This window comes from Bartonella sp. AD328YNZD (assembly GCF_042196425.1).
The window spans coordinates 1-1,449 of sequence record NZ_JBHIQG010000483.1 but is presented as its reverse complement, the minus strand read 5'-3'; the positions used below and the strand labels follow the sequence as shown (position 1 = coordinate 1,449).

Genomic DNA, 1,449 nt, shown 5'->3' with positions numbered 1-1,449 from the left:
CCCTTTTCCATTTCTTGTGTCGCTGCATTAAACGCCTTACAAAATTCCATGATATTAATACCACGCTGCCCAAGAGCAGGACCAATCGGTGGAGATGGAGTAGCAGCTCCTGCAGGGACCTGCAACTTGAGCTGACCTATACTTTTTTTTGCCATAACAATCTGCCTTCAATTTCACTGGTATACGGACAATTTATTTTGCCTGCTACCCGCTGCAGTTACGTGGTTCGGATCATTAAGCCGACAAAAGCTATAAATCACCTCCCACTCCTTACTTAAAGTAATTAAAATTACTCTAAGTTTAATCAGAGTTTTTCAACCTGACCAAATTCTAAATCAACAGGCGTAGGACGCCCAAAAATAAGAACTTCAACCTTAAGACGAGAGCGCTCTTCTTCAACCTCTTGAACAATTCCATTAAATGAAACAAAAGGACCATCAGCAACGCGAACTTGTTCACCAACCTCAAACAACACAGAGGACTTTGGAGAATCAACACCCTCCTGAACTTGTTTGAGAATCTTTTCAACCTCTCGATCAGAAATAGGAACAGGACGCGCATCCGACCCTAAAAAACCTGTCACTTTAGGAGTATTCTTAATAAGATGATAAACTTCATCTGTTAATTCAGCACAAACAAGAACATAACCAGGAAAAAATTTTCGCTCAGTATCAACTTTGCGTCCACGACGGACTTCTACAACACGCTCTGTTGGAACAAAAATTTTTTCAAATAGATGATCAAGTCCTTTCTGCTTTGCTTCCTTATCAATAGCTTCCGCTACTTTCTTTTCAAAATTTGAATATGCCTGAACAATATACCAACGAGCTGCCACAGTCACACTTCCTTACATTCTCAACTAAAAAGATATTTCAGAAGATCAATAACCCGCCAAACACCAAAATGCATAACCTGATCCACAATAAAAAAGAAAGCTGAAGCCAATGCAGTTACCAACAAAACCATAATAGTAGAAATAACCGTCTCACGACGTGTAGGCCATTTCACTTTAACTGTTTCTGCATAAACCTGCTTCATAAAGGTAATCGGATTGGTTCTAGATGCCATCGTCACACTACTCTCTCTCGCCCTATTGTGTTTTATACAACAAAATAAATAGAAAAAAATGCAAAAGCCAACTTCCAGACTTACGCAATTTTCTTACTTTCTATTCAATACAGTTTCATACACAAAAAAACAAGCCCCATATAAAAAAAAGCAAAAAAAGCAGAAAAATCTACTAACTCATATCTGAATCCTATTCCCCTTTGGCAGGGGCAGCAGGACTTGAACCCGCGACCTGCGGTTTTGGAGACCGCCGCTCTACCAACTGAGCTATACCCCTAATTCTTAAAACTAAAATACCTTTAACAAGCACTCAACAAGCATTATTTATTCAATGATCTTAGAGACGATACCGGCACCAACAGTACGACCACCTTCACGAAT

2 protein-coding genes, 1 tRNA gene and 1 pseudogene are annotated in these 1,449 nt (G+C 39.5%); all 4 read right to left on the bottom strand.

Annotated elements, in window-relative coordinates; translation table 11 throughout:
- A pseudogene (gene rplK / locus ACFIO3_RS13055) lies at positions 1-155 on the bottom strand (50S ribosomal protein L11); the annotation flags it as partial.
- 149 nt (positions 156-304) lie between these two features.
- Positions 305-835: a transcription termination/antitermination protein NusG gene (nusG, locus tag ACFIO3_RS13050; protein ID WP_375608519.1), complete on the bottom strand. Its 531-nt coding sequence runs from the start codon at positions 833-835 to the stop codon at positions 305-307.
- A 20-nt stretch (positions 836-855) separates the two neighbouring features.
- Positions 856-1,068, bottom strand: coding sequence for a preprotein translocase subunit SecE (gene secE, locus ACFIO3_RS13045; protein ID WP_375608518.1), 213 nt, complete (start codon positions 1,066-1,068; stop codon positions 856-858).
- A gap of 201 nt (positions 1,069-1,269) precedes the next feature.
- Positions 1,270-1,345 (bottom strand) — tRNA-Trp (locus ACFIO3_RS13040).
- Positions 1,346-1,449 lie beyond the last annotated feature (104 nt).

Coding starts and splice junctions, on each gene's coding strand:
- secE (WP_375608518.1), bottom strand. CDS start 1,068: ATGGCATCTAGAACCAATCCGATTACCTTTATGAAGCAGGTTTATGCA.